Origin of the sequence: Streptomyces sp. NBC_01808, from assembly GCF_035917395.1 — a bacterium.
Taxonomy (GTDB): Bacteria; Actinomycetota; Actinomycetes; order Streptomycetales; family Streptomycetaceae; genus Streptomyces.
This window is the reverse complement of record NZ_CP109072.1, coordinates 3,497,892-3,524,279: the sequence shown is the minus strand read 5'-3', so window position 1 is coordinate 3,524,279 and position 26,388 is coordinate 3,497,892. Positions and strand designations below refer to the sequence as shown.

General features: G+C 73.1%; 26 protein-coding genes. 14 read left to right on the top strand and 12 right to left on the bottom strand.

Features of this window, described 5'->3' with window-relative positions; all coding sequences use genetic code 11:
- Window positions 1-77: 77 nt before the first annotated feature.
- The 3 genes from OG946_RS15065 to OG946_RS15055 all read left to right on the top strand — a co-directional run bounded on the left by OG946_RS15065 (window position 78) and on the right by OG946_RS15055 (window position 3,413).
- Window positions 78-959 (top strand): hypothetical protein, encoded by an 882-nt coding sequence (locus OG946_RS15065; RefSeq protein ID WP_442814369.1) that lies wholly within the window; start codon window positions 78-80, stop codon window positions 957-959.
- Between the two features lie 695 nt (window positions 960-1,654).
- On the top strand, window positions 1,655-2,293 hold the full coding sequence (locus tag OG946_RS15060; protein WP_326796625.1) for a hypothetical protein: 639 nt from the start codon (window positions 1,655-1,657) through the stop codon (window positions 2,291-2,293).
- A gap of 451 nt (window positions 2,294-2,744) precedes the next feature.
- Complete coding sequence (locus tag OG946_RS15055) at window positions 2,745-3,413, top strand: hypothetical protein (protein WP_326796624.1); 669 nt, start codon at window positions 2,745-2,747, stop codon at window positions 3,411-3,413.
- Window positions 3,414-3,643: 230 nt separating this feature from the next.
- Here OG946_RS15055 and OG946_RS15050 read toward each other — a convergent pair whose 3' ends face one another.
- Window positions 3,644-4,285 (bottom strand): hypothetical protein, encoded by a 642-nt coding sequence (locus tag OG946_RS15050; protein ID WP_326796623.1) that lies wholly within the window; start codon window positions 4,283-4,285, stop codon window positions 3,644-3,646.
- 408 nt (window positions 4,286-4,693) lie between these two features.
- On the opposite strand from OG946_RS15050, the gene OG946_RS15045 reads away from it, so the two are divergent.
- The 4 genes from OG946_RS15045 to OG946_RS15030 all read left to right on the top strand — a co-directional run bounded on the left by OG946_RS15045 (window position 4,694) and on the right by OG946_RS15030 (window position 8,521).
- The gene (locus tag OG946_RS15045; RefSeq protein WP_326796622.1) at window positions 4,694-5,725 is read left to right on the top strand and encodes a S1C family serine protease; all 1,032 of its coding nucleotides are present in this window, start codon (window positions 4,694-4,696) and stop codon (window positions 5,723-5,725) included.
- A gap of 4 nt (window positions 5,726-5,729) precedes the next feature.
- Complete coding sequence (locus OG946_RS15040; RefSeq protein WP_326796621.1) at window positions 5,730-6,476, top strand: response regulator transcription factor; 747 nt, start codon at window positions 5,730-5,732, stop codon at window positions 6,474-6,476.
- Window positions 6,473-7,915: a sensor histidine kinase gene (locus OG946_RS15035; protein ID WP_326796620.1), complete on the top strand. Its 1,443-nt coding sequence runs from the start codon at window positions 6,473-6,475 to the stop codon at window positions 7,913-7,915. The genes OG946_RS15040 and OG946_RS15035 overlap by 4 nt, the downstream gene beginning before the upstream one ends.
- A gap of 183 nt (window positions 7,916-8,098) precedes the next feature.
- Entirely contained in the window at window positions 8,099-8,521 is a 423-nt protein-coding gene (locus OG946_RS15030; protein WP_326796619.1) for an SSI family serine proteinase inhibitor, read from the top strand.
- A gap of 36 nt (window positions 8,522-8,557) precedes the next feature.
- On the opposite strand, the gene OG946_RS15025 is transcribed toward OG946_RS15030, so the two are convergent.
- Together OG946_RS15025 and OG946_RS15020 are read right to left on the bottom strand one after the other, a co-directional pair.
- The gene (locus OG946_RS15025; protein WP_326796618.1) at window positions 8,558-9,361 is read right to left on the bottom strand and encodes an SAM-dependent methyltransferase; all 804 of its coding nucleotides are present in this window, start codon (window positions 9,359-9,361) and stop codon (window positions 8,558-8,560) included.
- 156 nt (window positions 9,362-9,517) lie between these two features.
- Window positions 9,518-11,353 carry a bifunctional metallophosphatase/5'-nucleotidase gene (locus OG946_RS15020; RefSeq protein WP_442814367.1) on the bottom strand — a complete coding sequence of 612 codons (1,836 nt, stop codon included), beginning with the start codon at window positions 11,351-11,353 and terminating at the stop codon, window positions 9,518-9,520.
- Window positions 11,354-11,485: 132 nt separating this feature from the next.
- Between OG946_RS15020 and mshD the strand changes: the two genes are divergently transcribed.
- The 4 genes from mshD to OG946_RS15000 all read left to right on the top strand — a co-directional run bounded on the left by mshD (window position 11,486) and on the right by OG946_RS15000 (window position 16,919).
- Window positions 11,486-12,430 (top strand): mycothiol synthase, encoded by a 945-nt coding sequence (gene mshD, locus OG946_RS15015; RefSeq protein WP_326796616.1) that lies wholly within the window; start codon window positions 11,486-11,488, stop codon window positions 12,428-12,430.
- 148 nt (window positions 12,431-12,578) lie between these two features.
- Window positions 12,579-14,834, top strand: a complete 2,256-nt coding sequence (locus OG946_RS15010; protein ID WP_326796615.1) for an RNA degradosome polyphosphate kinase — start codon at window positions 12,579-12,581, stop codon at window positions 14,832-14,834.
- Window positions 14,835-15,171: 337 nt separating this feature from the next.
- Entirely contained in the window at window positions 15,172-16,488 is a 1,317-nt protein-coding gene (locus OG946_RS15005) for a hypothetical protein (protein ID WP_442814619.1), read from the top strand.
- Entirely contained in the window at window positions 16,485-16,919 is a 435-nt protein-coding gene (locus OG946_RS15000) for an NUDIX hydrolase (protein WP_326796614.1), read from the top strand. The genes OG946_RS15005 and OG946_RS15000 overlap by 4 nt, the downstream gene beginning before the upstream one ends.
- A 25-nt stretch (window positions 16,920-16,944) precedes the next feature.
- Here OG946_RS15000 and OG946_RS14995 read toward each other — a convergent pair whose 3' ends face one another.
- Entirely contained in the window at window positions 16,945-17,361 is a 417-nt protein-coding gene (locus OG946_RS14995; RefSeq protein WP_326796613.1) for a VOC family protein, read from the bottom strand.
- A 79-nt stretch (window positions 17,362-17,440) separates the two neighbouring features.
- Between OG946_RS14995 and OG946_RS14990 the strand changes: the two genes are divergently transcribed.
- A complete protein-coding gene (locus OG946_RS14990) occupies window positions 17,441-18,073 on the top strand; it encodes a TetR/AcrR family transcriptional regulator (RefSeq protein ID WP_326796612.1) in 633 nt (210 codons plus the stop codon).
- Here the strand turns inward: OG946_RS14990 and OG946_RS14985 are convergent.
- The 8 genes from OG946_RS14985 to OG946_RS14950 form a co-directional block, all read right to left on the bottom strand.
- Window positions 18,030-18,578: a YbjN domain-containing protein gene (locus OG946_RS14985; protein WP_326796611.1), complete on the bottom strand. Its 549-nt coding sequence runs from the start codon at window positions 18,576-18,578 to the stop codon at window positions 18,030-18,032. The genes OG946_RS14990 and OG946_RS14985 overlap by 44 nt on opposite strands.
- Complete coding sequence (gene mshA, locus OG946_RS14980) at window positions 18,571-19,914, bottom strand: D-inositol-3-phosphate glycosyltransferase (RefSeq protein ID WP_326796610.1); 1,344 nt, start codon at window positions 19,912-19,914, stop codon at window positions 18,571-18,573. Before mshA ends, OG946_RS14985 begins: the two co-directional genes overlap by 8 nt.
- 94 nt (window positions 19,915-20,008) lie before the next feature.
- Window positions 20,009-20,869, bottom strand: coding sequence for a class I SAM-dependent methyltransferase (locus OG946_RS14975; protein ID WP_326796609.1), 861 nt, complete (start codon window positions 20,867-20,869; stop codon window positions 20,009-20,011).
- A gap of 40 nt (window positions 20,870-20,909) precedes the next feature.
- Entirely contained in the window at window positions 20,910-21,566 is a 657-nt protein-coding gene (locus OG946_RS14970) for a hypothetical protein (protein ID WP_326796608.1), read from the bottom strand.
- Window positions 21,544-22,200 carry a hypothetical protein gene (locus OG946_RS14965; RefSeq protein WP_326796607.1) on the bottom strand — a complete coding sequence of 219 codons (657 nt, stop codon included), beginning with the start codon at window positions 22,198-22,200 and terminating at the stop codon, window positions 21,544-21,546. Before OG946_RS14965 ends, OG946_RS14970 begins: the two co-directional genes overlap by 23 nt.
- Entirely contained in the window at window positions 22,188-23,396 is a 1,209-nt protein-coding gene (locus tag OG946_RS14960) for a putative T7SS-secreted protein (RefSeq protein ID WP_326796606.1), read from the bottom strand. The genes OG946_RS14965 and OG946_RS14960 overlap by 13 nt, the downstream gene beginning before the upstream one ends.
- Complete coding sequence (locus tag OG946_RS14955) at window positions 23,393-23,689, bottom strand: hypothetical protein (protein ID WP_326796605.1); 297 nt, start codon at window positions 23,687-23,689, stop codon at window positions 23,393-23,395. Before OG946_RS14955 ends, OG946_RS14960 begins: the two co-directional genes overlap by 4 nt.
- A gap of 72 nt (window positions 23,690-23,761) precedes the next feature.
- A complete protein-coding gene (locus OG946_RS14950) occupies window positions 23,762-25,129 on the bottom strand; it encodes an MDR family MFS transporter (protein ID WP_326796604.1) in 1,368 nt (455 codons plus the stop codon).
- A gap of 140 nt (window positions 25,130-25,269) precedes the next feature.
- Between OG946_RS14950 and OG946_RS14945 the strand changes: the two genes are divergently transcribed.
- A complete protein-coding gene (locus OG946_RS14945; RefSeq protein WP_326796603.1) occupies window positions 25,270-26,028 on the top strand; it encodes a phosphoglyceromutase in 759 nt (252 codons plus the stop codon).
- Window positions 26,029-26,143: 115 nt separating this feature from the next.
- Window positions 26,144-26,311 (top strand): hypothetical protein, encoded by a 168-nt coding sequence (locus OG946_RS14940; RefSeq protein WP_326796602.1) that lies wholly within the window; start codon window positions 26,144-26,146, stop codon window positions 26,309-26,311.
- Window positions 26,312-26,388 lie beyond the last annotated feature (77 nt).

The window sequence follows — 26,388 nt, the reverse complement described above, 5'->3', positions numbered from 1 at the left end:
GCCCGCAAACCTTTTCGGCAGCGGCGGCGACTCACCCACAACACCGCTCCCCACTTCCGTCCGGAAAGGTGTCCGTCGTGATCGCTCCACGCGTGTCCGCCGCGGGCCGCCGCCTGCGCAGGGTCCTGGTCGCCGCGACCGCGACCGCCGTCGGCGCCACCCTCCTCATCGCCGCTCCCGCCCCGGGACGCGAGGCCGCGGCGGCGGAGCCGTGGAATCCGCCGGCCCACCTGGTGCAGCCGCTGGCCGAGGTCTGGAGCCATATGGAGGACACGTACGGTGATCTCTACGGCTTCCGGAATTACGGCTGGGACCAGCTCATGGCCAACGGCGACGGCACGATCCACTACTGCGTCCGCTGGGAGTCGAGCGTGCCGGTCACCGCCGCGCAGCGGGACGACGTGCACGAGTCGCTGGAGAAGCAGTACAACAAGTGGATCGACTCGGTCGCCGGCTTCGACGACTTCCCGTACCAGGACGTGGAGGTGAAGGTCGTCGGCTGGGCGGTGGCGGACCGCTCCACGCTGCAGTGGCAGGACGACTCCGTCGACATCTACGCCGGCGTGCTGGACGGCGACGGCGCCCCGCAGTGCGCGCCGGACTGCGGCCGCTTCTTCCACCAGGACGGCGACTACTCCCGCTGCCCGGGGCGCGAGGAGCGCCACTACGACCAGTCGCTGTGGCTGACCGAGGGCTTCGGCGGCGGCGCGGGCGGCGACTGGGGACAGCGGATCGCCCGCGAGTACTTCATGGACGCCGTCGGCCGTGATCAGGAGAACATCCACATCCTGCTGCACGAGATGGGGCACACCTGGGGCCTCGACGACTTCTACGACTGGACCCCCACCGGCGTCGGCGGCTTCCTCATGAAGGCCGGGAGCGCCACGGAGATCACCGAGTTCGACGCCTGGATGCTGCGGGACTTCTGGCGCCACCTCAAGAGCCGCTACGAAGCGTGAGGGGATGCACACGGCAGCGGTCTTGAACCGGATGGGCAGCTGATGCGTTGTCACGTGTGGACTGTCCGATGTTCGAGCGACGCCTGGGCGCTGTCCCGTGGAACGGTGTCTCGACTCCTGTGGAACGGCTTCCTCGCAGCAGCGGATGGTGATGTGGAAGGGACCGGTGAGGTGAGATGCCTGGCACCGCACGTGAACCAGACGGTGGGTCCCCACGACCGTCTGCTTCAGAGCGGCAGCTGAGCAGGGTGCTTGCGCAGGTGGAGAGCCTGTTGCGGCAGCGGGAGACTCTACTCGCGCTGCGGAAACAGGGGACCCTGCTCAATCTGCGGAAAGAAGCATGGGCGATCTTTACCCGGGAAGGGCCTCCGGAGCATCTGCCGGTCCAGCAGGGGGAACGTGAGCGGCAGAGATCGATCCGCGCGATCTGCACAGAGCCAGCCGGCATCCCCGCCGGCAATGACAGCCAAGGCGGCCCCGTCCACCCCGCGCGACAGCGTTCGCGCTGATGGCCGTGGAGAGTGGCCGGCTCAGGCTGCGGGCGAACGTTCGGCACAGGACTTCCCCCTGGCATCGCCGGCGAAGTCAAGCGGAACAAACGGGGCGAACCGGCAACCCACAGAGGAGTACCGCACAGGCGGACCGGCCTGGGCTGTGCGCGATCAACAGGAGAGCAAATGCCAACAGCGGAACACATGGCTACCCTGGCCGCACTACCGTTTTGGACGGATTCGGATGTCAGTGGATACGTCTCGAGGAAACTGGCGGAGGTCGCTAATCCGGCAGGGGAGGCGAGGAACGGCTTGTCCTCGGCGCTGGAGCGGATCACCAGCGACAGGAACACGGTAAGGAATCATCAATATTTCGACGTGCCGAGGGACGACAGGCTTCGCCGGTTGGCGGCGTATGACCGTCAGAACTTGCCGGGCCTGCAGCAGGACTTGCAGAAGGTAGAAGCCGCTGGGCGGGCGTATGTGACGAAGTGGTATGAGAAGAGCCATGAGTGGGAGTGGACCCCGCGGATCATGGACGAGTTCAGACGCCAAAAGGGGAGATTCGACCGGCATCAGCAATACGTGGAGCAGGAGGCATCCCGCCTCCTGGGGGTCATGCAGAGTACGGCGTCTGTGCTGGAGCACCCCCCGTCCTTCGAGCAGGTTGAGCAGGAACAACGTGCTGCGGACAACCGGCCCACGTCTCCACCGTTTCTGCCGGCCTACTCACAAACGCCCGGTCCGCAGGAGCAAGCCGTCGACCCGGCTTTGGGTGACGGGCCGACCCGCCCTGCCTCGACGGCCGGGCAGCCCGCGAGGCCGCCATCGAGGGGACGCTGACGCTTCGGAGCGCGGCCGCGCCCACAGCGCGCCCCGGCGAGGTCGGGGATGGCCTGGGCGCGGGCCGCCGTGGCGAAGCGCACCCAGCGCCTGGAAGTGGCCCGGGGGTATCGCGGACAGGTCCCAGGCGGTGCCGCCGAAGGTGTTCAGCGCGTCGTAGCGTTCCGGGGCCTTGACCACCGCGCGCGCCGAGATGTCCCTCGGTGAGCGCCGCAGCCGGTCCAGCATGGAGACAACCGCCGCCGCAAACGGCCGGATCGCCTCCGGCCCACCGCTTGCCCCCGACGAGATGATCCCGGCGAACCTCCCCCACGTACAACCCTGACCCGCATAGGACTTCGCCCTGGCATCGCCGGCGAAGTCAAGCGGAACAAACGGGGCGAACCGGCAACCGCAGAGGAGAACCGCACAGGCGGCTGGCCTGGGCTGTGCGCGATCAACAGGAGAGCAAATGCCAACAGCGGAACACATCACTACCCTGGCCGCGCTGCGGTTTTGGTCGGATGAGCGTGTCTATGAATTCGTCGCGGGGAAACTGGCGGGGGTCGATCGCCCGGCAGTGGAGGCGGCGAGGGACTTGACCTTCGAGGCGGATCGGATCAGTAGGGGGAGGGCAAGGGAATTCAATGCCTACAATGACTACGAGCCGAGGGATGTGAAGTTTCGTCGGTTGGCGGCGTATGACTGTGAGAACAAGCCGGTCTTGGAGGAGGGCTTGCGGACGGTGCAAGCCGCTGAGCGGGCGTATGTGACTGAGTGGATTGAGAAGGCCCAGGAGTGGGAGTGGACCCCGCGGATCTTTGACGTGTTCAAAAGCCAAAAGGAGGGTACCGACTTTCAATGGAAATTCGCAGTGCAGAGGGCATCCTCCATCCTGGAGGACATGCAGCGTACGGCGCGGGCGCCTGAGCTGGCGCGCGCCCCGTCCTACGAGCAGGTTGCACAGCAGGAACGACGTGATGGGAACAACTGGCCCACGTCTCCACCGTTTATATCGGTCTACACAGCAACGCCCGGTTCGGATGGGCAAACCGTACGTCCGTCGCCTGTGTCCGGCGGGCCGAGCCGCTCTGCCTTGCCCGCCGGACAGCCCGCGAGGCCATCGTCGAGGGGACGCTGACGCTTCGGAGCGCAGCCGCGCCCACAGCGTGCCCCGGCGAGGTCGGGGACGGCCTGGGCGCGGGCCGCCTTGGCGAGCAGGCCGCAGGACACCTCGGAGTTCGAGAACTGGCGAGGGCACGGCTGAGCGACCTCATCGCGCGTTTCTCGCGCGTGAGGTCGCTCCGGCGACACCACTCGTGTGCGCACCGTAAGTCCCCTGGGGCCGAGGAAGCAGCCGGCGGCAGCCCGTCAGCGGGCGGGACCCCGCTGTGCTTGCGGGCTTGGCTCGCTGTGGTTCGTCGACGGGGTGCTTCCGCGGCTTGCCGGCCTCTGCGTCCGCCCCTGCCAGGGCGGGAGTTCATACGCGGAACCGGCCCGTTGACCGGACGTCGGCGCGGGAATGTAGGGCTTGGGCCGGTAACGCTCGGCGCCGACCATCGCTGCCGCCGCGACACCGTAGACCAACAGGCCGACGGCCTCTCCCGCGGGTGCGGTGGGTCCTGCTGCCGCGGCGAAGGCCGCGGACGTGACCGCTCCCGCGACGGCGACAGTGCTCACCGCCCAGAGCGGATAGTTGACGCCGGGATGGGGCTCGTCCGGTCGGCTGCGGGTCTCGTAGAGCCTGGTCGCTTGCTCCACCGAGACGGTCAGCGCGTCCGCCGCACCGAGTAGGGAGCTGAAGGCCCGAACAGGCGCGGCATCAGCGGGCTCCTGGAACATGCTGCCTGCTCTTACCGCCGTAGCCGTTCTCGTGATCGTCCGGGCCGTGGCGCGTGCGATCTCCCATGCCCCGGAATCCGGGCCGACCGCAGGCGCGGCCTCCAGATCCAGCGGCTCCTGACCGGCCGGCGGCTGGGATACCGGATTCGCCGCACTGTGCAGGGCGGTCACCGTAGGTACGGATATGTCGTGAACAGGGATGCTGTACACGGAAGGGGCCCGGCCTGTTGAGCCACGCGAGGGCGCCGCAGAGTCTCGGTCGTCATCTCCGGGCGGCTCGCCTGCACCCCTGTTGTCCTGCATGCCGGATCTCCTTGTGGTCGGCCGATGTGCTGCCGCGGCAGCCCCGGGGGTCTCCCGGGCCAGCCCTGCCGTCGCCACGGATGGACGTTGGCGGACAGCCGTCAAGCACCACGGCACCCCGGCCGAAATGGTTCACTGGCGCGGGGGGCGCCCGCGGCGCTTCGCCGGTTCCTCGCCGCCCGCAGCCCTCGTCTTTATATCGGGCAAACACGGTTCTACTCCGCTTCTTACATCCGTCTCAGACGCCTCTCAGAATCGCCGGGGATCGTCGATGGCATGACGGAGCAGACATACCGCACCAGCAGCCAGCCCGCCTTCGTCGCCGGCCGTGACGGGGTCCTGCCCGCCGATCCGGCCGGCGCCGGGGACCAGACCCAGACCCTCGCCCCCGGCGGCCACGGGGGCTACGCCGGGTTCGGCGCCCCGCCGCCGCCCCCCGCGGGCCCGCCCCCGCGGCGGCGGGCCAAGGGGCCCCTCGGGCTGCTCGCCGCCGCGGCGCTCGTCGCCGCCGTCGTCGGGGGTGGCAGCGCCGCGCTCGTCGGGGAGCTGACCGATTCGTCCGGTACGAGCACCAGCGCCTCCAGCCCCGCCAGCGGCACCCAGGTCTCCTCCGGGAACAGCGGCTCCGTCACCGGCGTCGCCGCCGCCGTCAGCCCCAGCGTCGTGGAGATCCAGTCCTCCTCGACCGCCGGGCAGTCGACGGGCTCCGGGGTGATCCTCACCGAGAGCGGCGAGATCCTCACCAACAACCACGTCGTCTCCGGCGCCGAGCAGGTCCAGGTGACCTTCAGCGACGGCTCCACCGCCGCCGCCGACGTCGTCGGCACCGACCCCGACCTCGATATGGCCCTCATCAAGGTGCAGGGCAAGAGCGGCCTCAAGCCCGCCGCCCTCGGCGACTCCGACTCCCTGAAGGTCGGCGACGAGGTCGTCGCCATCGGCTCCCCCGAGGGCCTGAGCGGCAGCGTCACCAGCGGCATCGTCTCCGCGCTCGACCGCGACGTGACCGTCGAGAAGGAGCAGCAGCAGCCGCAGAGCGGCGAGCAGTGGCCGTTCGGCTTCGGCGGCGGCCAGTACAACGGGCGGCTCGGGTCGCAGACGACCACGTACCAGGCCATCCAGACCGACGCCTCGCTCAACCCCGGCAACTCCGGCGGCGCGCTCGTCGACATGAACGGCCGGATCGTCGGTATCAACTCGGCGATGTACGCGCCGCAGGACGGCTCCTCCGCGGGCAGCGTGGGCCTCGGCTTCGCCATCCCCATCAACGATGTGAAGCACATCCTCGGCGACCTCAGGAACAATTGAGGCCGTGACCGAGCAGCAGCAGCGCATCCTGATCGTCGACGACGAACCGGCCGTACGCGAGGCGCTGGAGCGCAGCCTCGCCTTCGAGGGCTACGGGACCGAACTCGCCGTCGACGGTCTCGACGCCCTCGACAAGGCCGCCTCGTACCGGCCCGACCTCGTCGTCCTCGACGTGCTCATGCCCCGCATGGACGGCCTGACCGCCGCCCGCCGGCTGCGGGCCGGAGGCGACCGGGTGCCCATCCTCATGCTCACCGCCCGCGACACCGTCGGCGACCGCGTGACGGGCCTCGACGCGGGCGCCGACGACTACCTCGTCAAGCCGTTCGAGCTGGACGAACTCTTCGCCCGCATCCGCGCGCTGCTGCGCCGCCGCGCGTACGCCGTGGGCGGCGAGCCGGCCGACACCGCCGAGACGCTGGAGTTCGGCGACCTCCGGATGGACCTCGCCGCCCGCGAGGTCACCCGCGGCGGCCGGCCGGTGGAGCTGACCCGCACCGAGTTCACGCTGCTGGAGCTCTTCCTCAACCATCCGCGGCAGGTGCTCACGCGCGAGCAGATCCTCAAGGCGGTCTGGGGCTTCGACTTCGAGCCGTCCTCCAACTCCCTCGACGTGTACGTCATGTACCTGCGCCGCAAGACCGAGGCCGGCGGCGCCCCCCGGCTGGTGCACACGGTCCGCGGCGTCGGCTACGTGCTGCGCGCCCCGGAGGGCGACGCCAGGAGCGGCGGCAGGGGCGCCGCCAGGTGACGTCCCGCTTCGGCCGCCTGCCCCTGCGCTCGCGGCTGGCTTTGCTCACCGCCGCCGCGGTCGCGGTCGCGGTGACGGCGTGCGCGGTGACGGCCTGGTTCCTCGTGCGCTCGCAGCTCCTGTCGTCGCTCGACGACGAGCTGAACAAGACGCAGCCGGCGGCGCGGATCCAGATCGACAACGGCAGGCTCCAGTGCCTCCAGTCGGTGCCGGACGACACCGGCCCGTTCACGCCCAGCGGCCCGACGGTGCAGCTCGTGCTGGAAGACGGCCAGCGCTGCTACCAGAACGGCGAGCAGCTCGTCAAAGTCCAGGGGCAGGACACCCGGGTCGCTGGCGGCGAGCTGGACTGGGCGGCGCACAACACCACCGCCGACGACGGCACCGAGTACCGCGTCCTCACCCGCCCGGCGCCCCAGATCCCGGGCGTCGCGTACACCGTCGGCCGTCCCCTCAGCGAGGTCACCGACCCTCTCGACACCCTCGCCCTCGTCCTCACCCTGCTCGCCGCCGGCGGCGTCGTCGCCTCCGGCGTCGCCGGGGTGGCGCTCGCCCGCGCGGGCCTGCGCCCCGTGGAGCGGCTGACGCATACCGTCGAGCACATCGCCCGTACCGAGGATCTCGCCGTCGAGATCCCCGTCGAGGGCGACGACGAGATCGCCCGGCTGTCCCGGTCGTTCAACGCCATGACCGCCGCCCTCGCCACCTCCCAGGAGCGGCAGCAGCAGCTCATCGCCGACGCCGGGCACGAGCTGCGGACACCGCTGACCTCGTTGCGTACGAACATCGAGCTGCTCGCCCGCAGCGAGGAGTCCGGCCGCGAGCTGCCGCCGCGGCAGCGCAGGGAGCTGCTGGAGTCCGTCACCGCGCAGATGACCGAGCTGGCCGCGCTCATCGGCGACCTCCAGGAGCTGTCCCGGCCCGACGCGGCGCCGGACAAGGCCCAACTGGAGGTCGTCGCGCTGGACGAGATCGCCGAGCGGGCGGTGCGGCGGGTGCGGCTGCGGGCGCCGGAGGTGCGGATCGACGCGGAGCTGGCGCCCTGGTTCGTACGGGCCGAGCCCGCGGCGCTGGAGCGGGCCGTGGTCAACCTGCTGGACAACGCGGTGAAGTTCTCGCCCGCCGGCAGCCGGGTCGAGGTCGGGCTCGGCGGCGACGGGCTGCTGCGGGTGCGCGACCACGGGCCCGGCATCCCGGAGGCGGAGCTGCCGCACGTCTTCGAGCGGTTCTGGCGCTCGCCTTCCGCGCGCAGCAGGCCGGGCAGCGGGCTCGGGCTGTCGATCGTGGCCCGTACGGTGCAGCAGGCCGGCGGCACCGTGGAGCTGCGCCGGGCGGCGGGCGGCGGGACGGAGGCGCTGCTGCGGCTGCCGGGGGCGCCGGAGCCGCCGCCGGGGTCCTCAGCCGCGATCCGGGGGCGCGGTCCCGACCGTTCGGCGTAGGGCCGTTCGGCCCAGTGCGCCCGGAGCGGTGTCAGCCCTCGCGGGACCCATACGGGGGAGAAAAACGGAATCGAAGGACATGCCTCCTTCGGGTGACGGTACCGCGCGCCGCTGACCAACTGGGGTATCTCTGACGTGCCAGACGCCCGTACGCCCCACGCCCCCGCCGAGGAGAAACCCCCCATGACCGTCCGGCCCCTCGCCGCCGTCCTGGCCGCCACCGCCGCCGCCGTGCTGCTGCCGCTGACCGCCGCCTCCACCGCCTCCGCCGAGCGCCCGCTGCCCGAGCCGTTTGACGCCACGCACCTGCGGCTGACGACGAAGTACGTCAGCGACCGCGCCAAGGGCGGCTTCACGTATCTGGACTGCGAACCCGTCGGCGGCACGCACCCCGCGGCGGAGTCGGCCTGCACGGACCTGGCGAAGGTCGACGGGCGGTTCGAGGACCTGTCCGACAAGCAGGGCGCGTGCACGATGCAGTACGAGCCCGTGGAGCTGCACGCCACCGGCACGTGGCGCGGCAAGCCCGTCGACTACGTCTCCGAGGTCTTCACCAACCCCTGCATGGCGGACCTCGCGACCGGCGGCAACGTCTTCAACTTCTAGCCGTCCCGGCCGCCGCCGCGGTGGGGCGCGAGCGCTCTACGGCTTGCGCCCCACCGCGCCGTACGCGTCGATCGGCTTCGCCGCGCCCACCTTCGCCGCGGCCGGCCGCCAGCGGGTGATCGGCACCATGCCGGGTTCGAGCAGCTCAAGACCCTCGAAGCAGCGCGCCAGCTCGTCCGGGCCGCGCAGGTGGTACGGGACGCCGCCGGCCTCGATGAGTTTCTCGCCGCCCTCGACGACGGCCTCGCCGGTGTCGGTACCGTCCCACAGCACCAGGTGGCTGCCCGGCGGCACGGCGTCCATGACCCGGCGCACGATGCGGCGCAGCTCGGCCTGCTCCGGCTCGTAGCCCAGCACCCCCATGAACATCACCGCCACCGGCTCGGTGAGGTCCAGGGTGTCCGCCGCGCCGGCGAGGATCCGGTCCGGGTCGTGGTAGTCGGCGTGGACGTAGGCGGTCACGCCCTCGGGGCGGGTGTTGACCAGCAGGGCGCGGGCGTGCGCCAGGACCAGCGGGTCGTTGTCGACGTACACGACGCGGGCCGCGGGGGCGCTCTGCTGCGCCACCTCGTGGGTGTTCTGCATCGTGGGCAGGCCGGTGCCGATGTCCAGGAACTGGCGGATCCCCGCCTCCCCCGCCAGGTGGGAGACGACGCGGATGAGGAACTGGCGGGACTGCCGGGCCATCGTGACGATGTCCGGGTAGACCTCCGCCACGGCGTTGCCCGCGGCTCGGTCGGACTCGTAGTTGTCCTTGCCGCCCATCCAGTAGTTCCAGATCCGGGCCGCGTGCGGCACGGTGGGGTCGACCGCCGGTGGTGCCGCGTCCTCGTTGCTCATCGTGACCGTCCTGCCGGGAGAGGGCTGCGCCGGAAGGGCCCGTCCCGCCGGGGGCCGGGGCGGAACGCGCCGGGGGACCATCACAGCAGAAGGGGGGTGAGCGGCGCAGGCGATTCCGGCCGCCCCGCCGCTCACCCCAGGGGTCTCCCCGGTCGGCTACTGCTGCCCGATCACCGTGATCCGGTCGGCGGCCGGCGGTGCCAGCGGCTTGTCCGCGCTGGAGTTCGCCGTCAGGTAGCCCTCAAGGGCGGCCAGGTCGTCCCCGCCGACCAGCGGGTCCGTACCGTCGGCCAGGGTGGGGAAGCCGTCGCCGCCGCCGGCGAGGAAGGAGTTGACGGCGACCCGGTACGTGGCCGCCGGGTCGAGCGGCTGCCCGTCGAGCCTGACCGAGTCGGCGACGATGCGGTCGGCGCCGGACTTCGTGAAGTCCAGCGTGTACGTCAGCCCTGCGGACGGCTGCAGGATCTTCGGCGCCGCCTCGTTGGCGCCGCTGACCTGCTCGCGGAGCACCTGGAGGAGCTGCTCGCCGGTCAGGCTGGTCAGGTTCACGGTGTTCGAGAACGGCTGGACCGTGAAGCCCTCCCCGTACGTGACGACCCCGTCGCCCTCGTCGCCGGCCGCCGCGTACGTGATGCCCGCGCGGATACCGCCCGGGTTCATCAGCGCCACCCGGGCGCCCTCGTCGAGCGTCTTGGCGTGGGCGAGCTGCGCGTCGGCGATGAGGTCGCCGAGCGGGGACTCGGTGCCCTCGCGCGGGATGTCGCCGGAGACGTGGCCGACGGGCTTGGCGGCGATCGGCGCGGCGAGCGCGTTCCACTCCTCGACCAGCGAGGTCATGTCAGGCGCCCGGCGCTGCTCGCGGTCGACCACGTGGTTCTCGGCGTCCGGCAGCTTGGTCGCGGTGCGCACGATGTCGCCGGTGCGGCGGTCGTACGTCAGCGTGGTGTCGGTGTAGAGCCGGCCGAAGGACGACGCGGAGGTGACGCTGCGCGGGTTGCCCTTCGGGTCGGGGATGGTGCAGGCGTACGGCTGGTGGGTGTGTCCCGTGACGAAGGCGTCGACGCTCGCCGTCGTGCCCTTGGCGATCTCGGCGACGGGACCGGAGATCCCGGCGCCGGGGCCCGGGGTGTCGCAGTCGTAGTTGTACGCGCCGCCCGCCGAGGCCGCGGGGTACCCGCCCTCGTGGACGAGGGCGACGATGGACTCCACGCCCTGGCGCCGCAGCTGCTTCGCGTACTTGTCGATCGTCTCGATCTCGTCGTGGAACTTCAGCCCCTTGACGCCCTCCGCGGAGACGATGTCCGGGGTCGCCTCCAGCGTCACGCCGATGAAGCCGATCTTCACGCCCTGCTTCTCCCAGACGTGCACCGGGTCGAGGGCCGGCTTGCCGGTCTTCTCGTCGGTGACGTTGGCGGCGAGGTAGGGGAAGTCGGCGCCCCCGTAGGTGCGGCCCTCCTTGTAGCCGCCGTCCTCGGGGTGGTTGCCGCCGTCCTGGAGGCGCCGCAGCTCGGCGATGCCCTCGTCGAACTCGTGGTTGCCGACGCCCGCGACGTCGAGGCCGAGGCCGTTCATGGCCTCGACGGTGGGCTCGTCGTGGAAGAGGCCGGAGACCAGCGGGCTGGCGCCGACGAGGTCGCCGGCGGCGGCGGTGACGGAGTAGGGGTTGCCCTCGCGGGCGTCGCGCAGAGAGCTGGCGAGGTATTCGACGCCGCCGGCCTTGACGGTCTTCTTCGAGCCGTCCGGCTGGAGTTCCGCGACCTCTCCCGAGGAGCCCTGCGGGGGTTCGAGGTTGCCGTGGAAGTCGTTGAAGGACAGCAGTTGGACGTCGACGCTACGCGCGCGCTCCTGCTGGTCCGCGCTGTCCGCGCCCGCGGGCTGCGCGGCGGCGAACAGGCTGCCGGCCACCGCCAGCGCGGCGGCACCGGCCGCGGCCCGCCGCCTCCTTCGTGTCGTACGGAACCTGCCTGACGGCTCTGTTCTCCCAGACCTCACTGCGAACGCCCCCTCGGCGCGACGTGGAAACACCGCTCGGCAGCTTAAGGTCAACGCGCGTAGCACGTCTCCAACAAAGACTGAACTATTCCCCAAGCTTGTCCGGCGTTGCGCTGGCCTTAGGCTTCCTTCATGACGGAGTCCGGTAAGACCGACACGGGGAAGCCGCGCGGCAGGCGCATCGAGGTGCTCGACGAGCTCACGCCGTCCCAGTCCCACGCCGTGCTCGGCATCATCGACGACGCCGCCGCGACCGACGGCCGGCAGGCCGTCTCCGAGCAGGGCCGGCTCACCCTGCGCAGAGGCCACCGCGAGGGCGTCAAGCACCTCCTCCTCTACGACGGCACGGATCCTGCGGGCTACGCGCAGCTTGAGGAGACCGACCCCGTCGAGCCGCCCGCCGCCGAACTCGTCGTGCACCCCGGCTACCGCCGCCGCGGCCACGGCCGGGCGCTGGGCCGTGCGCTGCTCACCGAGTCGGGGCAGCGGATGCGCCTGTGGGCGCACGGCGGCCACCCCGCCGCCCGGCACCTGGCGCAACTGCTCGGCCTCACGCTCTTCCGCGAACTGCGCCAGTTGCGGATGCCGCTCGACGCGTACGCGGGGGAGGACCCGCCAGAGCCCCGGCTGCCGGCGGGGGTCACGGTGCGTACATTCCGGCCCGGCGAGGACGACGCGGAGTGGCTGGCCCTCAACGCCGCCGCCTTCGCCCACCACCCCGAGCAGGGCTCCCTCACGCAGGCCGACCTGGACGACCGGATGGCCGAGCCGTGGTTCGACCCGCGCGGCTTCTTCCTCGCCGAGCGCGCCGGGAAGCTCGTCGGCTTCCACTGGACGAAGGTGCACAGCGCGGAGCGCCTGGGCGAGGTGTACGTGCTGGGGGTGCACCCTGACGCGCAGGGCGGCGGGCTCGGCAAGGCACTGACGACGATCGGGCTGCGCCATCTGGCGTACGACCGCAGCATGCCCACGGGGATGCTGTACGTCGACGCCGACAACACCCCGGCGGTCGTGGTCTACGAGGGCATGGGCTTCAGCACCCACGAGACGGATCTGATGTACCGCACGGAGGGCTGACCAGGGCGGGCGGGCCGTACCGCACACCGAGGGTTAGCCGTGTCGTTACCCTCGGTTCAACCTCAATTGCGAGCATCGATGGATGCAGCGCTCCGCCGCGAACCTCTCCACCGTGCCGGGTCCGGCCCGTACACGGGAGAATAGGGGCATGGACGACAGCTCGCCCCTCGTCACCCAGCCCGCGCAGCCGGCCCAGCCGTCGGTGGGCTCGATCGCCGCCCGCCGCCCGCACGCGGTGGCCCCCGCCATGCAGCGCGCGGCCCAGCAGATCGACCCCGACCTCGACGCCGACCCGGACGACTACGACGGGCAGGAGGCGGACGAGGAACTGCCCCAGGGCCGCTTCCTGGACCGGGAGCGAAGCTGGCTGGCGTTCAACGAACGGGTGCTGGAGCTGGCCGAGGACCCGGCGACCCCGCTGCTGGAGCGGGCGAACTTCCTGGCGATCTTCGCCAGCAACCTGGACGAGTTCTTCATGGTGCGCGTCGCCGGCCTCAAGCGCCGCATCGCCACCGGCGTCGCCACCCGCTCCGCCTCCGGGCTGCAGCCGCGCGAGGTGCTGGACCTGATCTGGAACCGCTCGCGCGAGCTGATGGCGCGGCACGCCGCCTGCTTCCAGCAGGACGTGCAGCCGGCGCTGGCCGACGAGGGCATCGCCCTGATCCGCTGGGCCGACCTGGGCGAGAAGGAGCAGGCCCGGCTCTTCACCCTCTTCCGGCAGCAGATCTACCCGGTGCTGACGCCGCTGGCCGTCGATCCGGCGCACCCGTTCCCGTACATATCGGGACTGTCCCTGAACCTCGCGGTCGTCGTCCGCAACCCCGTCAGCGGCCACCGGCACTTCGCGCGCGTCAAGGTGCCGCCGCTGCTGCCGCGGTTCCTGGAGACCGCCACGGTCGGCGGCGCGCAGCGGTTCGTACCGCTGGAGGACGTCATCGCGGCCCATCTCGAAGACCTCTTCCCTGGCATGGAGGTCCTCGCCCACCACACCTTCCGGGTCACGCGCAACGAGGACCTGGAGGTCGAGGAGGACGACGCGGAGAACCTGCTGAAGGCGCTGGAGAAGGAGCTGATGCGGCGCCGCTTCGGGCCGCCGGTGCGGCTTGAGGTGGAGGAGTCCATCGACCCGTACGTGCTGGACCTGCTGGTCCGCGAGCTGAAGATCTCCGAGGCCGAGGTCTATCCGCTGCCAGGTCCGCTCGACCTCACCGGGCTCTTCGGCATCGCCGCGCAGGACCGGCCGGAGCTGAAGTACCCGAAGTTCGTCGCCGGCACGCACCGCGACCTCGCCGAGGTCGAGTCGGCGTCCGCGCCGGACATCTTCGCGGCGCTGCGCGAGCGCGACGTGCTGCTGCACCACCCGTACGACTCCTTCTCCACCTCCGTCCAGGCGTTCCTGGAGCAGGCGGCGGCGGACCCGGACGTGCTGGCCATCAAGCAGACGCTGTACCGCACGTCGGGTGACTCGCCGATCGTCGACGCCCTCATCGACGCGGCGGAGAGCGGCAAGCAGGTGCTGGTGCTGGTGGAGCTGAAGGCGCGCTTCGACGAGCAGGCGAACATCAAGTGGGCGCGGAAGCTGGAGGAGGCGGGCTGCCATGTCGTGTACGGGCTCGTCGGGCTGAAGACGCACTGCAAGCTGTCGCTGGTCGTCCGGCAGGAGGGCGAGACCCTGCGCCGCTACAGCCACGTCGGCACCGGCAACTACCACCCGAAGACCGCGCGGCTGTACGAGGACCTGGGCCTGCTGACCGCCGACCCGCAGGTGGGCGCGGACCTCTCCGACCTGTTCAACCGGCTCTCGGGCTACTCGCGGCGGGAGAACTACCGCCGGCTGCTGGTCGCGCCGACGTCGGTGCGCGAGGGCCTGGTCCACCGGATCCACCGCGAGATCACGCACCACAGGGCCGGGCAGCCCGCGTACGTCCGCATCAAGGTCAACTCGATCGTCGACGAGGCGGTCATCGACGCCTGCTACCGGGCGTCGATGGCGGGCGTGCCGGTCGACATCTGGGTGCGCGGCATCTGCGCCGTGCGGCCCGGGGTGCCGGGGCTCTCGGAGAACATCCGGGTACGCAGCGTCCTGGGCCGGTTCCTGGAGCACTCCCGGGTCTTCGGCTTCGGCAACGGGGGCGAGCCGGAGGTGTGGTTCGGCAGCGCGGACATGATGCACCGCAACCTCGACCGGCGCATCGAGGCGCTGGTCCGGGTCGCGGACCCGGCGCACCGCGAGGCGCTGAACCGGCTGCTGGAGACGGGCATGTCGGACACGGTCGACTCCTGGCGCCTGGACTCCAACGGCGACTGGACGCGCAGCGCGGTCGACGACGCGGGGAACCGGCTGGCGAACGTACAGGAAATGCTCATCGACGCCCGGAGGCGCCGGCGTGTCATCGCCGCATGAGACATCCGTGACGGCCACGGCGGCGCCGGACGGCGGTACCCCCGCCGCGGGCGAGGTGCTGGCCGCGTACCTGAGCACGCAGGCGACCGAACTGCTCCGCGGCCTGCGGGACCTCCCGGCCCGGGAGCCGGGCGCCGAGGCGGGCGCGGCGGCGGTCGCGGGCGCGGTCCACGGCGCGGCGTTCCGCATCGCGGACACGCTGGGCAGCTTCGGCCCGTTACTGGACCCGGAGTGGGCGGAGCGCCTGGAGGGCGAGCTGTACTGGCTGGGCACGACGGTGCTGCGCGAGCACGTGTACGCGGCGCGCCGGGACCGGCTGGTGACGGCGCTGCGGCGGCTGTCGGGCGAGGAGGACGCGGCTGACCTCGCGGTCGGCGCGGCGGACCGGGGCCGGGTCGTGGACGCCGCGGCCCGCGGTGCGGCGGGTGGCGACGCGGATACCGGCAAGGCCGCCGCGGGCAGCGCGTCTGCGGGTCCGGGCGCGGGTGTACGGGATACGCGGGGCACCGCGCCCGCGCCGGCGGGTCACGCCGGGTCCGGCGACGCGCCACCGGGAGCGGCGGAACGGCCGCACCGGATCGCGGACCCGGCCGGTACGGCCCGCGCCGCCGGCGCGGTGCCGGGGGCGCGGCCCGGGAGCGGCGGCGGAGCCGCGCCCGCGAGCGGCGGCGTGACGCGGGGTGGCCCCGACGATCTCGACCGGGAGACCGTCACCGGCGACGCAGGCACCGCAGCCACCGCCGCGGCGCGGCGGCCGGGCGGCACGCTCGCGAGCGCGGCCCGCGGCCGGCGGTCCCGGGACGGGGTCGGGCGACATGCCTCCGAGACCTCCCCTTCCGCCGGTTCCGCCTCCGGCGTCTCCGCGTCCGCGACCGGTGATCCTTCCTCCGCCGGTTCCGCATCGCGCGCTTCGGGCTCCTCCGGCTCCGGTTCCGGGTGGACGGCTGCCGACGGCGCGCGCCGTACCGGGGTGGCCACCACCGCCGTGCCCGCGGCAGGCGCCCCGCGGAGCGTGGGGGCGGCCCGGGCCGGGGCGCTGCTGGAGCGGCGGCTGGGGCTGGCGCGGAGCCGGGCGCACTCCGAGGCGCTGGACGCGCTGACGTCCGCCCGGTACCACGCGCTCGCCGACGCCGTCGCCCTGCTCGTCTCCGACGCGCCGCTGACCGGCGCCGCCCGGCGGTCCGCCGCCGCGCTGCCCGAGCACCACGACGAGCTGCGCCGCATGCTGGCCGCCGCCGTCGCCGCGCTGCCGCTGGCCCGCGCCGGCCGCCCGTACAACGCCGCCGCCCTCGCCCGCGGGCTCGCCGCTCCCCGCGCGCCCGCCGCCGACGACCGCGACGACGCCCCCTGGCGGCACGTGCACGCCCTCGTCCGCCGCGCCCGGCACGCCGCGGAGATCCTCGCGGCGTGCCCGCCCGGCACCGTCCCCGTACGCCCCACCGGCCCGCCGCTGCCCGCGTCCTGCGCCGCGCTCGACCGCGACCGCGAGGCCGCCGCGGCCGCCGCCGCGGCCGCGGCCGCCGCCGCGACGCCACGCATCGCCCCCGCCACCGCCTACGCCCTCGGCGTACTCCACGCCGACCAGCGCCACGAGGTGGAAGCCGCGCGCTTCGCCTTCGGCAGGCTCTGGCAGACGAGAGGGGAGCAGGAGTGAAGGAGCACCCGACCCACCCGATCCGCGCCGCGGGCTGCGTCCTGTGGCGTAGCGCCCCCGACGTCCCCGCCGGGCTGGAGATCGCTCTCGTCCACCGCCCCAAGTACGACGACTGGTCCCACCCCAAGGGCAAGCTCAAGAACGGCGAGGAGCCGCTGGCCGCCGCCGTCCGCGAGGTCGCCGAGGAGACCGGCATGGCCTGCGAGCCCGGCGCGCCGCTGCCCACGACCCGCTACCGGGTGGCGGACGGGCGCCCCAAGGAGGTCCGTTACTGGGCCGCGCGGGCGGCCTCGGGCGCGTTCGTGCCCAGCCACGAGGTGGACCGCGTCGTCTGGCTGCCCCCGGCCGCGGCCCGCCGCCGACTGACCCAGGGCCACGACCGCGCCCTCGTCGACGCCCTGCTGGCGACCCTGCCCTCCGAGGCGGCCTGAGGGACCGCGACCGGCCCCCGCGGGGCTACTGCGCCGCGTACTGCCCGGCGAACTCGCCCGTCGGCGCGATCGGCGTGATCACGTCGATGAGGATCCCGTTCGGGTCCGCGACGATGAAGTGCCGCTGCCCGAAGTCCTCGCTGCGCAGCTCCAGTTCCGGCCGCAGCCCCTCGCGGACGACGAGCCGCTCCCACTCCGCGTCCACGTCCGCGACCTCGAAGTTGAGCAGCAGGCCCCGCGCGGCCGCCCGGTAGCCCTCGGGGATGGTGGGGTGCTCCGGGTCGAGGAGGGCCAGCTCGTACGCCGGGTCGCCCGGGCGGCGCAGGCTCGCGTACCAGTCGGCCTCGAAGGTGACCTCGAAGCCCATCAGCCGGACGTAGAAGTCCCGGGACTCGGTCAGCCGGCTCGTGCCGATCACGGGATAGAAACTGGTCAGCTCCATGGCCGACTCCTTTCGCGTACCATCGGTATGTCAAAACCGTAGTTCGCATACCATCGGTACGTCAATCCGGGAGGTGCGCATGACCGCGCGCGGCGGAGTCAGGGCGGAGCAGCGGGCGCAGACCAGGCGGGCGCTGCTGCGCGAGAGCCGGCGGCTGTTCGCGGGCCGCGGCTACGGTGCCGTGGGGCTGGCCGAGATCGTGCGCGCTTCCGGCGTGACGAAGGGCGCGCTGTACCACCACTTCGACGGCAAGGCGGACCTCTTCCGCGCCGTCCTGGAGGAGGTGCAGCAGGAGGTCGGCCGGCGGGTCGCGGCGGCCGCCGGGCGGCACCCGGACCCCTGGGACCAACTGACCGCCGGCTGCCGCGAGTTCCTCACCGCGAGCACCGCCCCCGAGCTGCAGCGGATCATGCTCGTCGACGGGCCCGCGGTGCTGGGGTGGAGCGAGTGGCGGGCGATGGACGAGGCGGCGTCGGCGCGGCATCTGACGGAGGCGCTGACGGAGCTGGTGGCGGCGGGGGTGGTGGCACGGCAGCCGGTGGCGCCGCTGGCGCACCTGCTGTCGGGCGCGATGAACGAGGCGGCGCTGTGGCTGGCCGCCGACGCCGGGCCAGACGCTCTCGCCGACACCTGGGCGGCGCTGGCGCGGATGCTGGACTCGCTCCGTACTACTCCGGGCGCTCCGGCCGCTCCGGCCGCGTCAGGTGCGTGAACGCCTCCAGGTTGCGCGTCGACTCCCCGCGGGCCGTACGCCACGCGTACTCCTTGCGGATCGCCGTCGCGAACCCCAGCTCCAGCAGCCTGTTGAAGCTGCCGTCCGCCGTCTCCAGCACCGTGCCCAGCACCCGGTCCAGTTCCTCTGGCGTCACCGCGGCCAGCGGCAGCCGCCCGACGAGGTAGATGTCGCCGAGCCGGTCGACCGCGAAACCCACCCCGTACAGCCGGGTGTTGCGCTCCAGCAGCCAGCGGTGGACGCCGGCCTCGTTCTCGTCGGGGTGGCGGATCACGAAGGCGTTCACCGACAGGGAGTGCCGGCCGACGATGAGCTGGCAGGTGGTCGACAGCTTCCGGGTGCCGGGCAGGGAGACGACGTACGTGCCCGGGGCGGGCGACTCGTACTCGATCCCGGCCTCGCGGAGGGTGTCCTCGACGACCTTGCCCGCCGCGGCCGTGTCCGTGCTCGCTGCCTCGCTGTCCGTGCTCGCTGCCTCAGCCATGCGGCGATCGTAGGCGAGGTGCTACGGCGTGGGGGTACCCGGCGATCGCCGCCGCGTACGCGTCGGCCGTCGCGCGGGCCGCGGCGTCCCACCCGAAGCCCGCCGCGTGCCCGGCCGCCGCCGCGCCCATCCGGCCGGCCAGCGCCGCATCGGCGGCGAGCCGCCCCATCGCGTCGGCGAAGTCCGCCGGGTCGTGGCCGTCGACCAGCAGCCCCGTGACGCCGTCGCGCACCGCGACCGGCAGCCCGCCGACCGCCGCCGCCACCACCGGCGTCCCGCACGCCTGCGCCTCCAGCGCGACCAGCCCGAACGACTCGCTGTACGACGGCATCACCAGCACCGACGCCGCCCGGAACCAGCGGGCCAGCGCCTGCTGCGCCACCGGCGGCGTGAACCGTACGACGTCGGAGATCCCCAGCTTCGCCGCCAGCTTCTGCAGCGCCGCCGGCCTGGCAAGACCGCTCCCGCTCGGCCCGCCCACCACCGGCACCACCAGCCGCTCGCGCAGCGCCGGCTCCCGCTCCAGGAGCAGCGCCACGGCGCGCAGCAGCACGTCGGGGGCCTTGAGCGGCTGCATGCGGCCGGCGAACAGCGGCACGAAAGCGCCCTGCGGCAGCCCGAGCGCGGCGCGGGCCCGGGCGCGGGACTCGCCGGGTCCGTCAGGACCCTCGGGGCGGAAGACGTCGAGGTTCACGCCGGGGCGCACGATGGCGACGCGCGCGGGGTCGGCGTCGTAGTGGTGGATCAGGTCGTGGGCCTCGTCGTCGGTGTTGGCGATGAGCCGGTCCGCGGCCCGTACGACCTGGCCCTCGCCGATCACTCGGGCGGGCGGCTCGGCGCTGTCGCCGGTGGCGAGGGCGGCGTTCTTGACCTTGGCCATGGTGTGCATCGCGTGCACGAGCGGCACGCCCCAGCGCTCGGCGGCGAGCCAGCCGACCTGGCCGGAGAGCCAGTAGTGGGAGTGCACGAGGTCGTAGTAGCCGGGACGGTGACCGGCCTCGGCCTGCATCACGCCGTGCGTGAACGCGCAGAGCTGCGCGGGCAGGTCCTCCTTGGCCAGCCCCTCGTACGGGCCGGCGTCCACGTGCCGTACGAGCACCCCGGGGGCCAGCTCGACGACCGGCGGGAGAGCGGCGGAGGTGGCGCGGGTGAAGACCTCGACCTCGACGCCGATCTCGGCGAGGCGGCGGGCGAGTTCGACGATGTAGACGTTCATGCCCCCGGCGTCGCCGGTACCCGGCTGATGGAGGGGGGAGGTGTGCACGGAGAGCATGGCGACGCGACGCGGCCGCCGGTGCCGCGCGAGCGCGCGCAGCCGGGACAGGTGGTGGCTCACGGCTGCTGTTTCCTCCTCGGAATCGCCGTCCTCCCCGCCGTCCTGGGAGGAACACCGGCGGCGGGGGGCTTCATTCCCGGGGGCGGGGCAGGGCTTAGGCCGCCCAGCCCCGCGGGGCCACCGCCGCCCACGGGACCGTCAGCTCGCCCTGGCGCCAGCGGCCCGGGCCGTCGGTCAGGGGCCAGTCCGCCGACAGGGCGCTCGCCGTACGGATCCAGCGCTGCCGGGCGCCCAGGGGGGCGTACGGGGCCGCCGTCGACCAGGCGCGGTCGAAGTCGCGGAGGAACGCGTGCACCGGCTCGCCCGGGACGTTGCGGTGGATCAGCGCCTTCGGCAGCCGCTCCGCCAGGTCCGAGGGTGCGGCGAGGGTCGCCAGGTGGGCGGCGAAGGTGACGGTACGGGGGCCCTCCCGGCCCAGCGCCACCCACACGTGCCGCCGGCCCGCCTCGTCGCACGTCCCCTCCACCAGCAGCCCGTCCGCGCCGAGCCGCGCCGTGAGCCGCGCCCACGCCGCCGGGACCTCCTCCTCGCCGTACTGCCGCAGCACGTTGGCCGCCCGGATCAGCGCCGGGCGGGCGCCGCCGGGCAGCGGGACCTCGAAGCCGCCGCGCAGGAACGTCAGCCCCTCGCGGGCGTACGGACGCGCCGCGGCCACCCGCTCCGGATCGATCTCCACGCCCGCGACCTCGGCCCGCGGGCAGGCCGTGCGCAGCCGCGCCAGCAGTTCGACGGCGGTCCAGGGGGCGGCGCCGTATCCGAGGTCCACGGCGACGGCCCGGCCCTCGGCGCGTGCGGTGCGGCGCAGCGCGGCGCCGTGGGCGGCGGCGATCCAGCGGTCCATGCGGCGCAGCCGGTTGGGATTGGTCGTCCCCCGGGTCACGGACCCGACAGGGCGCGCGGGCCGGGCGAGGGGCGCGGACCGCCCGGACCGCCCGGACCGCTCCTGGGACACCATGCGTCCAGCGTACGAGCCCTCCACCCGCCGCGGCGCCGCGTCAGCGCGGGACCCGTACCCCCGCCGCGCGCAGCTCCGTGACCAGCTCTCTGCGGTGCGGTGTGCGGAGTTGGACCGCCTCGCCCGACCGCAGGTGGACGTCCACGCAGCCCTGCACCGGCCACGTCCCCGGCTGGTCCACCGCGCCCAGCAGCGCCGTCAGCGGGACGTCCAGCGCCGCGCCGTCCGCGCCGCGGAGCAGCAGGGCGGACGGTGTCACCGCGACCGCGCCCGCGCGCTGCGGGCCGCGGTCCCAGGCCGCCGGTTCCGTGGCGTACGGCGAGGCGGTGTTCAGCCCGTAGCGGACGGGCAGCGCCCGCCCCGCGCCGGCCAGCGCCGCGCACGCCGGTGCCGCCGCCGCCGCGAGGCCGCGGTCCGCCCGGCGGCGTACGAGCAGCGCGCACGGCAGCAGCAGCGCCACCACGCAGGACCCGATCCCCGCCGCGACCGCGACGTTCGCCACGGCCCCCGGCGCCAGCACTGCCGCCGCGCCGAACGCCGCCACCACCGGCGCGGCCATCGCCACCAGCAGCAGCGCCCTGCGCCCCCGCGGCGCCGCCGCCTCCGGCCGCGAAAGCAGCTCCCGCATCAGCAGCCGGTTGCGCGCGACGACCTCCGCCGGGCTCGCCGAGCCGCTACCCCGCGGTCCCGGGCCCATCCTGCGCCTCGTCCACGAACACCGACCGGCCCGCGATCACCGCCACAAGCCCCGCCAGCTCCCCGGCCTGCAGCGGGTTCAGGCTCGTACCGACGACCAGCAGCCCGAGACCGCCCTCGACCGGCGCGGCCAGCGCCCCCGCCAGGCCCACCTGCACGGGGTCCTCGCCGACGCCCTCGACGCCCGCCACCGCCGCCCGCGGCAGAGCCGGCTGCGCCACGAAGCCGAACCCCATCCCCATGTCCGTCGCGTACGCCTCCGTGTACGCCGGCGCCGCGCCGTAGTGCTCCGCGAACACCGACGTCATCAGCTCGCCCAGGTCCAGGTCCGACGGGTTCTCCGGCACCTCCACCACGCCCGCGAAGACCAGCCACGCCGCCTGCTCCCCGCTGCTCGGCAGCGGCGCCGTGACGATGCCGTTCATCAGCACCCCGTCCGCGTACAGCACGTCGTGCCACGCCAGCAGCGCGTCGGTGAACTGCTCCCGCCGCTCCGCCGCCGTCCGCGGGTACGTCAGCCGCACCAGCTCCGCGCAGCGGGCGCGGGTCGCCGCGCGGTCGCCGCCGTCGGCCATCAGGTCGAACCAGTCGGCCGGGGCGTACAACTGGATCCGGCCGGGGGTCAGCGTGCCCATGGCGCCACCGTCTCCCTGTTCGTCAGCGGGCCGAAGTCCCAGGTGAGAAGGTTCCCGGCGGTCTCGATGGTGTCCTTCGAGCCCTCGGCGGTGAAGGCGTTGCCGGTCCAGGTGGTGAAGTACTGCCCGGTGCGCATGCCGAACTCGCGCACGCTCATGCTGTACGAGGCCCCGCGCGCGAGCTGGAAGTAGCCCTGCGGCAGCTCCATCGCGGGCAGCCGGCCGCCGAGCTGGGCGACCATCCGGGTCGGCTGGTTGCTGGCCCGCGCCGCGGACAGGATCTCGTCGCCGAAGCGGGCGCCGAGCTTGCCGAGGCCGAAGCCCACCGCGTCCATGATGACGTCCTTGGTGGTGAGCGCCTTGAGGAAGCTGCCGGTGGTGCCGACCGCGGAGAGGTAGTGCGCGACGAGCGCGACGCCCGCGAGCGCGAGCGAGGCGGCGCCGAGGAACTGCAGCCCGGGGACGAGCGCGAGGAGCCCGGTGACGGTGCTGAGCAGGCCGGCGATGTCGCCGAGCGTCTTGAAGAGCGGCGCCAGCTCCGCGAGCGTGCCCATCGGGTCCATCACGGCCTGGCCGATGGCCTCCAGCGCCCCGCCCACCGCGTCGCCCAGCTTGTCCCAGAAGCCGGGCTCGTTGGGGGCGATGTCGAGGGCCCGCTGCAGCCGGTTGGCGGCGTCGCGGCCCTCCTGCTCGTAGTCGTCCTGGAGGCTGCGCGCCCGGCGGCGTACGTCGGCGAGGGGATCCTCCTCGGCCTCGGACCCCCCGGACCCCGACCCCGAACGGGACCCGGAGCCCGAGCCCCCTTCGCCCTCCTCGTCCTTCTTCTCCTCTTCCTTCGCCGCCTCCGCGTCCGCCGTCCGCTTCAGCTCCGCCGCCTCGTCCTCCAGCCGCGCCGCCGCCCGCTGCCGGCGGTCGATGTTCTCGGCCCAGTCGGTGAGCACCGTACGGGCCGTGGAGAAGGCGCTGTACGCGTCCTGCACCTTCGGGCGGAAGTCGTCGGCCAGCAGCGCGCGGAAGGCGTCCGCGGCCTTGCCGCGCCAGTCGCCCTCGTCCGCCCCCTCCAGGACCCGGCATATCTCGCCCAGGGCGTCGGACGTACGGCGGACGGTGGCCGCCGTGTCCTTGGCTATCTCGAAGTCGCCGGGGCAGGGCACGAAGCCCAGCGTGGGGTAGTCCGCGGCGGTGGGTGCGCTCACTGCTGCGCCGCCTCGGAGAGCGCGGCGGCCAGGTCCTTGTCGAGGTCGGCGAAGCCCTTCTCGATCTGGTCGAGCGCCTCCACCGCGCCCTTCGCGAATTTACGCAACTGGCCGAATCCGTACGACCATTCGTCGCCGAATTCGTCCATGCGCCGCTCCAGCGCGCTCGCCCCCATGGCCTTGGCGTCCACGTCCGCCATCGCGCGGGCCGGCTTGTCCAGGACTTCCCCGATGTGGGCCAGGTTGTTGCGGACGCGTTTGAGCATCTCGTTGTCGATGTACAGGTCGGACATGGGCATCCCCCTCGGACCGGAACGGTGGGCTTTTCCGAGGGGCTGACGCTACCCGTGTGACGCTTGGGGCTGCTACAGCGGCCTGGCGGACGATTCTTCGACGACGCTTTCGGCCGGCCCCGCGAGCGCCTTGATGGCCGGATCCGCCCCCGGCGCCTGGTCCTTGGCGGACTCCGTCCCCGGCTTCCCCGCGGGATCTCCCACCGGATCGCCCACCGGCTCCACCACCGGATCCTCCGTCGGCAGCCCGCGCATCAGCAGCCCGTACCCCGCCGCCGCCACCGTGCCCACCGCCGCGCACCCCGCCCACAGCCACTCCGCCCCGGCCACGTCGATGACCCACCCGCCCAGCAGCGGCGCGGCCAGCGACGCGACGGCCCAGGACGTGGTGTACATGCCCTGGTACCGCCCGCGCCCGTGGACGGGGGAGAGGCGGACGACGATGCTCGTCTGCGTCGGGGCGTTGACGATCTCGCCGAGCGTCCAGACGCAGACGACGAGCGCGTACACCGCGACGGACCCGGCGAAGACGTTGAGCCCGAACCCGTACCCCGCCAGCAGCGAGGAGACGATCAGCAGCATCCGCGGGTCGCGGTGCTCGATGAACCGGGTCACGGGTATCTGCATGACGACGATCAGCACGCCGTTCACGGCGATGGCGAGCCCGAAGTCCGAGCTGGAGAAGCCCTGGTCGCCCATCGCCACCGGCAGCGACACGTACGCCTGCATGAAGATGAGCGCGATCAGGAACGACAGCCCGACGACCCCCATGAACCGCCCGTCGCGCACCACCGTGCCCAGGCTGACGGGGTCCGCCGCCTCGCCCGCCGCGCCCGCGGGGCGCTCCGGCCGGGACTCCGGGAGCTTGACGAAGACGAGGATCGCGCAGACGAGGGTCAGGGCGCCCTCGATGAGGAAGCCGGCCCGGTAGCTGTACTCGGCGATGAAGCCGGCGCCGGCGGAGGAGATCGCGAAGCCCAGGTTGATCGCCCAGTAGTTGAGCGAGAACGCCCGTACCCGGTCGGCGGGCGGGACGATGTCCGCCATCATCGCCTGCACCGCGGGCCGGGAGGCGTTGGACGCCATGCCCACGGCGAAGGCGACGGCGGGGATGGCCGCGGGGTGGCTGGTGAAGCCGAGGACGGCGACGGTCACGGCGGTCGAGGACTGCGCGAGCATCAGGGTGGGGCGGCGCCCGAGGCGGTCGGTGAGCACGCCGCCGCCGAGCGAGGAGATCACGCCGCCGAACCCGTACAGGGCGGCGACAAGCCCGGCGTACGAGGCCGAGTGGCCGCGCTCCTGCGTGAGGTAGAGGGCCATGAAGGTGGCGACGAAGCCGCCGAGCCTGTTGACGAGCGTGGACGTCCACAGCCACCAGAACTCGCGCGGCAGTCCTGAGACGGTCTCGCGGGCGGCACGTCCGATGCGGGTGACGGACACGGCGGGACCCCCCGAAGTAAGTGGCGCGATGGATGAGGGGATGTTACGAAGCGGGGTCGCCGTTTCGCCACCGGATTGACGGCTGCCGTCAATCCGGGGCCGCGGGGGAGGGGCCCGGCCACTCGATTAGGCTCGGAGCCATGGCCGACGCACCGTACAAGCTGATCCTCCTCCGCCACGGAGAGAGCGACTGGAACGCCAAGAACCTGTTCACCGGCTGGGTGGACGTGAACCTCACCGACAAGGGCGAGAAGGAGGCGGTGCGCGGCGGCGAGCTGCTGCGCGAGGCCGGCTGGCTGCCGGACGTCGTCCACACGTCGCTGCTCAAGCGCGCCATCAGGACCGCGAACATGTCGCTGGCCGCCTGCGACCGGCACTGGATCCCGGTCGCCCGCTCCTGGCGGCTCAACGAGCGGCACTACGGCGCGCTGCAGGGCAAGGACAAGGCGCAGACGCTCGCCGAGTTCGGCGAGGAGCAGTTCATGACCTGGCGCCGTTCGTACGACACGCCCCCGCCGCCGATCTCCGACGACAGCGAGTTCTCGCAGGCGCACGACGCGCGCTACGCGCACATCCCCAGCGAGCTGCGGCCGAAGACCGAGTGTCTGAAGGACGTGCTGGAGCGGGCCCTGCCGTACTGGTACGACAGCATCGTGCCGGACCTCCAGGCCGGCCGGACGGTCCTCGTCGCGGCGCACGGCAACAGCCTGCGGGCGCTGGTCAAGCACCTCGACGGCATCGCCGACGAGGAGATCCCGGGCCTGAACATCCCCACCGGCATCCCGCTGGCGTACGAGCTGGACGCCGACCTCCGCCCGGTCGGCAGCGGCGGCACGTACCTCGACCCGGAGGCGGCGGCCTCGGCCATCCAGGCGGTCGCGAACCAGGGCAAGAAGTAGCGGCGCCCCACCGGCGCACGTACACCGCAGCCCCTGCCCGGCGTCGTCAGGGCAGGGGCTGCGGGCGTCTCGTCGCAGGCGTCGTCCGGCGGCTCAGCCGCAGCTCCCGCCGCAGTTGCACGACCCGCCCGACCGGCACCCGCAGGAGCAGCCGGAGCCGCAGGAGCAGGAGCTGAGCTTCGGCAGCGGGGTCATCTTCGGGCGCATCCGCGGCGGCCGTGCCGTGGCGCGCGGGTCGGCACGGGTGCGGGAGGTGAACTCTTCCGGCATGCGGACCTCCTAGCAGGGGTGTTCCCTTCCACCGGGAGGCTGCCCCGGCGGCCGGGGCGCACATGCGGGCGCGCGGATGCATCTGCGGCC